Origin of the sequence: Dietzia sp. B44, assembly GCF_014145245.1 — a bacterium.
Classification (GTDB): domain Bacteria; phylum Actinomycetota; class Actinomycetes; order Mycobacteriales; family Mycobacteriaceae; genus Dietzia; species Dietzia natronolimnaea.
On sequence record NZ_JAALEF010000029.1, the window covers coordinates 1 to 6,267 of the forward strand.

General features: G+C 70.0%; 6 protein-coding genes. 2 read left to right on the plus strand and 4 right to left on the minus strand.

From position 1 onward, the window contains the following. Positions 1-513: phytoene desaturase family protein (locus G6017_RS01350; protein ID WP_524536227.1), on the plus strand; the 513-nt coding region annotated here is incomplete at its 5' end. Between the two features lie 28 nt (positions 514-541). Here G6017_RS01350 and G6017_RS01355 read toward each other — a convergent pair. Genes G6017_RS01355 through G6017_RS01370 form a run of 4 tightly spaced genes read right to left on the minus strand, consistent with a single transcriptional unit; the run spans position 542 to position 5,677 of the window. Beyond that, positions 542-2,158, minus strand: a complete 1,617-nt coding sequence (locus tag G6017_RS01355; protein WP_182615549.1) for a hypothetical protein — start codon at positions 2,156-2,158, stop codon at positions 542-544. Positions 2,159-2,210: 52 nt separating this feature from the next. Beyond that, on the minus strand, positions 2,211-3,224 hold the full coding sequence (gene ilvC, locus G6017_RS01360; protein WP_182610679.1) for a ketol-acid reductoisomerase: 1,014 nt from the start codon (positions 3,222-3,224) through the stop codon (positions 2,211-2,213). Positions 3,225-3,278: 54 nt separating this feature from the next. Next, positions 3,279-3,785: an acetolactate synthase small subunit gene (gene ilvN, locus G6017_RS01365; protein ID WP_179525519.1), complete on the minus strand. Its 507-nt coding sequence runs from the start codon at positions 3,783-3,785 to the stop codon at positions 3,279-3,281. Then, positions 3,782-5,677: an acetolactate synthase large subunit gene (locus G6017_RS01370; protein ID WP_179525520.1), complete on the minus strand. Its 1,896-nt coding sequence runs from the start codon at positions 5,675-5,677 to the stop codon at positions 3,782-3,784. Before G6017_RS01370 ends, ilvN begins: the two co-directional genes overlap by 4 nt. Before the next feature lie 279 nt (positions 5,678-5,956). On the opposite strand from G6017_RS01370, the gene G6017_RS01375 reads away from it, so the two are divergent. After that, positions 5,957-6,267, plus strand: a 311-nt coding sequence (locus tag G6017_RS01375; protein ID WP_182615551.1) for a PH domain-containing protein, incomplete at its 3' end; no start/stop codon positions are given.

The window sequence follows — 6,267 nt, forward strand, 5'->3', positions numbered from 1 at the left end:
GACCCCCGGGTGCGGGACGCCGGGACCGTGCACCTGGGCGGTGACGCGGAGCAGATCGCGGCGGCCGAACGCGACGTGGCGGCGGGCCGTCACGCGGACCGGCCGATGGTCCTCGTCTCCCAACCGTGGGTGGTGGACCCGGGGAGGGTCGCCGCCGACGGACGACGACCCCTGTGGACGTACGCACACGTGCCCGCCTACTCCGAGCTGGACCAGACCGAGCAGGTCCTCCGCGCCCTGGAGGAGGTCGCTCCCGGCGTCCGCGACGTGGTGGTGTCGACCCGCTGTACGCCCGCGTCGCGGATGGGCCGACACAACGCGAACTACGAGGGCGGCGACATCGCCGCGGGCCGCGTCGACCTGCGCGGACTCATCGCCCGTCCGGTTCCACGGGCGGATCCCTTCGCGACCGGGGTCCCGGGGGTGTGGCACGCCTCCGGGTCCACGCCCCCCGGGCCCGGTGTCCACGGGATGGCGGGCCAGCACGTCGCCGAGCGGATCATCCGCGGTTGACGAACCCGCGCCCCGGCGGAGAGCCGACCTACTGGTAGGACACGAACCACGGCCGGGGTTCGACCGCCATGGTCTGCTCCGCGGTGAAGGTCGGCGTGTCCTCGTCGTAGAAGTTCTTCCAGGCCATCCAGATGTCCGGGGACAATCCCTGCTGCAGGACCTCCCACGTCTCCAGCTTCATCTCCGGGGTCCCGTGACCGTCGGCGTGGAGGGAGATCGCGACCTCGGGCCGTGAGGTGTCGATGTCCTCACGGTCGGTGATCATCGCCAGGCTGAACTGATGCAGGATGAGCAGCTTCTGTGGCCCCCCGGAGTCGCGGGTGAGATCGGCGAGCCAGTGCGTGACCCGGTTGATCTCCTCGGCGCTCGCACTGCCGATCTGCGCCCCCGGGCGTTGGCCGGGTTCGAGCTTCCACTCGGGGTCCAGGGCCAACCCCACGTTGGGCCGCCTGAGCAGCTCCTCGAACAGCCGCGCCTGGTCGAGCAGGTCCGCCATCCCGGGCTGCAGGTCGATCACCGCGTAACCGCCGGCCTCGGTGATCGCGTCGATGAGGGGCTCGAACTCCTCCGGCGCCCACTCGTTGGTGTAGTTGCCGTCCGCTCCGGGGGATGTGGAGGCGACGGTGGCGATGATCTCGAACGCGGGGATCACCGGCTCGGGTGAGTACGGCTGGTACTCCTCGACCAGCTGTCGCACCCGCTCGGCGCTCTCCTCCGGACCCTGCTCACCGAGAATGCCCAGTGCCGGGGTGATCGGAGACCCGTAGGCCGCCACGAAGCGCCGGCCCGGGAACAACAGCTGCCCCCCGCCGGGGAGCTCGGGGACGGAGCGGGCCATCTCGACCCGGTCGGCCAACTCCTCCTCGGTGCCCCATCCGGGCCCGAGGGCGATCACGGTGTCGGCGTCCATGACCGCCTCGACTGAGCCGCCGTCGACCCGCGGGTCCGGAGCCCGGAGGTGGGAGACGGCCGCTCCGCTCGAGACGGCGGTCGCCACCGCGGCCACCGGGGTCCGGTCGTACACGAGGACGCGGGGGGCCTCCTCCGCCGACCAGGCGGGTCCTCCCGCGGAGAACACCTCGACGTCCGACGCGGGCTCGCCGCCGGCGGTGAACTCCCCGACGACCATCAGGGACGGCGAACCCGGTGCCTGGTGGACCGTGACGTCGTCCACGCGGTCCCCCGGGATCTCCTGCTCGGACTCGAACGTGATCCCGGTCAGCTCCTCCAGCTCGGTGCGGCCCTCCGGTGCGTCGACCACCTCGCCGTCGTCGGGCGTGAACGTCACCTCGCCGACCCGCAGCACGCGCTCGGCGCCCATCCGTTCCAGCTCGCTCGCGAGGGCGTCGTCACCGCCGGCCACCGCGGTGAGCATCGGCGCGCGCAGTCCCACCGCCACGGACGCCGCGCGGGCCTGGGCGGCCTCGTCCGGTGCGGCCACCACGACCACCGGGGCGGTCTCCACCAGGAGGCGGGTCGTCTCGACGCCGGACGAGTCGGCGTCGACCGCGATCCTCGCACCGTCGACCTGCGCGGCGGTGATCCCCGGCCCGTCCTCGTCCGTACCCGACGTACACGCGACGGTGGACGCGACCAGGCAGAACGAGAGGACCGCCGCCCCCACTCCTCGGTTGAAGTGGCGCACGGCGGTCCTCCTGAAAGCTCGGGAATCGATCCCGGTGGACCCTACAGGGGTCTCAGGCGGTCTCGGTGATCGGCCGGTCGACCCAGCTCATCAGGTCGCGCAGCTTCTGCCCGGTGACCTCGATCGGGTGCTCGGCGTTCTCCTTGCGGAGCTGCTCGAGCTCTTTGTTGCCGCCCTCGACGTTGGCGACGAGGCGCTTGGTGAAGGTGCCGTCCTGGATGTCGGAGAGGATGGCCTTCATGCGCTCCTTGGTGCCGGCGTCGATGACGCGCGGGCCCGAGAGGTAGCCGCCGAACTCGGCGGTGTCGGACACCGAGTAGTTCATCCGCGCGATGCCGCCCTCGTACATGAGGTCGACGATCAGCTTGAGCTCGTGGAGCACCTCGAAGTAGGCGAGCTCGGGTGCATAGCCGGCCTCGACCATGACCTCGAAGCCCGTCTTGACGAGCTCCTCGGTGCCGCCGCACAGCACGGCCTGCTCACCGAACAGGTCGGTCTCGGTCTCGTCCTTGAAGGTGGTCTTGATGACGCCCGCGCGGGTGCCACCGATCGCCTTGGCGTAGGACAGCGCGAGCGCCTCGCCCTCGCCCTTCGGGTCCTGCTCGACGGCGATGAGCGCCGGGACGCCCTTGCCGTCGACGAACTGACGGCGCACCAGGTGGCCGGGCCCCTTCGGGGCGACCATCGCGACGGTGACGCCCTCGGCGGGCTTGATCAGACCGAAGTGGATGTTGAGGCCGTGGCCGAAGAACAGCGCGTCGCCGTCGTTCAGGTTGGGCTCGATCTCCTCGGTGAAGATCTGCGCCTGCGAGGTGTCGGGGGCGAGCAGCATGATGACGTCGGCCCACTTGGTGGCCTCGGCGGCGGTCATGACCTCGAGGCCGGCCTCCTCGGCCTTCGCGCGGGACTTGGAGCCCTCGCGCAGACCGATCGCGACCTCGACGCCGGAGTCGCGCAGGCTCAGCGAGTGCGCGTGCCCCTGCGAGCCGTAACCGATGACGGCGACCTTGCGGCCCTGGATCAGCGACAGATCCGCCGAGTCGTCGTAGAACATCTCCACTGCCATGGTGGATTCCCTTCGTGTTGGTTCGTGTAGCCGGGACTTGTGTAGGAGTCGAGACTATCGAGTGGTGGTGATGGACTTGGGGCCGCGTCCCAGCGCGACCATGCCGGACTGCACGATCTCGCGGATGCCGTAGCCGTCGAGCATCCGCAGCAGCGCGTCGAGCTTGTCGGGGGTACCCGTGGCCTCGAGCGTGAGCGATTCCGGGGAGACGTCCACGATGTGGGCGCGGAACAGACTGGCGATCTCGACGATCTGGCCACGGTTGGTGGTGTCGGCGCGGACCTTGACCAAGGTGAGTTCGCGGGCGACCGAGCCGGCCGGGTCCTGCTCCACGATCTTGATGACGTTGACCAGCTTGTTGAGCTGCTTGGTCACCTGTTCGAGGGGGAAGTCCTCGACGGCCACGACGATCGTCATGCGTGAGAGCCCGTCGGTCTCGGTGGGGCCCACCGCGAGGGACTCGATGTTGAACCCGCGCCGGGAGAACAGCGACGCCACGCGCGCGAGCACGCCGGGCTTGTCCTCCACCAGCACGCTCAGGGTGTGGGAGCGGGCGGTCACTGGTCCTCCTCCTGGGCGGCGAGCACGGCGGCGTCGATCCGCTCGGTCACCTCGTGGACGTCCGCGGCGTCGTCCGCCACGGAATCGGTGTCGTCGAACAGCGGCCGGATGTCCCGCGCCGCCATGATCTCGTCGTTGGACGTACCCGCCGCGACCATCGGCCACACCTGGGCGTCCTTGCCCACGATGAAGTCGATGAGCACCGGGCGGTCGTTGATCTCGCGGGCCTTGGCGATGACCTCGTCGACGTCCTCGGCGCGCTCACAGCGGAACGCCACGCACCCGAGGGCCTCGCCGAGCTTGACGAAGTCGGGGATGAGCTTGGACTGCGTCGACAGGTCGGTCTGCGAGTAGCGCTGATCGTAGAACAGCGTCTGCCACTGGCGGACCATGCCGAGGTTGCCGTTGTTGATCAGCGCCACCTTGATGGGGGCGCCCTCGATCGCACAGGTGGCGAGCTCCTGGTTGGTCATCTGGAAGCACCCGTCGCCGTCGATGGCCCACACCTCGGCGTCGGGACGACCGAACTTGGCCCCCATCGCCGCGGGGACCGAGTACCCCATGGTCCCGAGCCCGCCCGAGTTGAGCCACGTGCGCGGCTTCTCGTACTGGACGAACTGCGCGGCCCACATCTGGTGCTGGCCCACGCCGGCGCAGTAGACGGCGTCGGGGCCCGCTGCCGCGCTGAGGCGCTCGATCACGTACTCCGGGGAGAGCGAACCGTCCGACTGCGGTCCGTATCCGAGGGGGTACTCGGAGCGGATCTCGTCCAGTTGCCCCACCCAGGCGGTGGGCTCGGCGAGCGCTCCGGAGTCGCGCTCGCCGCGCAGCGTCTCGACGAGCTCGACCAGCACCTCCTTGATGTCGCCGACGATCGGCACGTCGACCGCGCGGTTCTTGCCGATCTCCGCCGGATCGATGTCTGCGTGGATGACCTTGGCGTCGGGGGCGAAGGTGTCGAGCTGGCCGGTGACCCGGTCGTCGAAACGGGCGCCCAGCGTGACGAGCAGATCAGACCGCTGCAGCGCGGCGACCGCCGCGACGGTGCCGTGCATGCCGGGCATGCCGTAGTGCAGCCGGTGCGAGTCGGGGAACGCACCGCGGGCCATCAGGGTGGTGACCAACGGGATCCCCGACAGCTCGGCCAGCGCCAGCAGCTCCGCGGAGGCGTCGGCCTTGATCACCCCGCCGCCCACATACAGGACCGGGCGCTGGGCCTTGGCGATGAGCCGCGCCGCCTCGCGGATCTGCTTGCCGTGGGGCTTGGTGACCGGGCGGTACCCGGGCAGCTTCATCTCCGGCGGCCACGAGAACGTCATCTCGGCCTGCAGGACGTCCTTGGGGATGTCCACCAGCACCGCGCCCGGTCGGCCGGTCTGCGCGATGTGGAACGCCTCCGCGATCATCCGCGGGATGTCCTCGCCGTGCGAGACGAGGAAGTTGTGCTTCGTGATCGGCATGGTGATGCCGGAGATGTCGGCCTCCTGGAAGCCGTCGGTGCCGATGAGCGCGGTGCCCACCTGCCCGGTGATGGCGACGATCGGAACCGAGTCCATCTGCGCGTCCGCGAGCGGCGTCACGAGGTTGGTGGCCCCGGGGCCCGAGGTGGCCATGCAGACGCCGACCCGGCCGGTGGCCTGCGCGTACCCGGTGGCCGCATGCCCTGCGCCCTGCTCGTGCCGGACCAGCACGTGTCGGACCTTGACCGAGTCGTAGAGGGGATCGTAGACGGGCAGGATCGCGCCGCCGGGGATACCGAAGACGACCTCGGTGCCGATCTCCTCGAGGGACCGGACCACCGCCTGGGCGCCCGTCATCCGCTCGGGGGCCGCGGACCGGGCCCTGTGCTCTGCACCCGGACGGGGTCCGGGCTGTGCCGTTGGTGCGCTCACTTCAACTGTCCTTCATGGTGGTCGTGGAGCTGACGTTCGTCGCCGCACCCGGTCCGGTGGGACCAGGGGAACCCGGCAACAAAAAACCCCCGACGGCCACGGGGGCCGGCGAGGGTGCGCGTCGACGGAAAGCCAGGTAGCGGCTCAGGCGCCGACGCGCCGGCCGAGTACTAGACCGTTCCAGGTGTTCACGCGCTCAGGTTAGGCCCCGTCCGTCACGGTCGTCAACTCGTGGAAACTGAATCCCACATAGTGGACCGTGAGACAGTGGAGGGCACCATGAGCGCCGCATTCAGAGCACCCCACCCGGAGTCCACGCCCACCGACCGCGCACTCTTCCGGGTCAACCCCATGTCCTACGCCGTCATCGCCATCGTCGTCCTGGCGATCCTCTGGCCCGTCACCGCCTATCCCGTCGCTCTGGGATGGCTCGTGCTGCTCCCGATCGGATTCGGCTGGTGGGTCGCACGGACCCACACCAGGATCGACGAGGACGGGGTCCACCTGTCGACGTGGCGGGCGAGCAGGTCCGTTCCCTGGGAGGAGGTCAAGGGGGTGCTGTTCCCCAAGAACGGCTTCGCCCGCCTCGT

Bases quoted from the DNA above. Each gene is read 5' to 3' on its own strand.
- ilvC (WP_182610679.1), bottom strand. From the start codon at position 3,224: ATGGCAGTGGAGATGTTCTACGACGACTCGGCGGATCTGTCGCTGATC.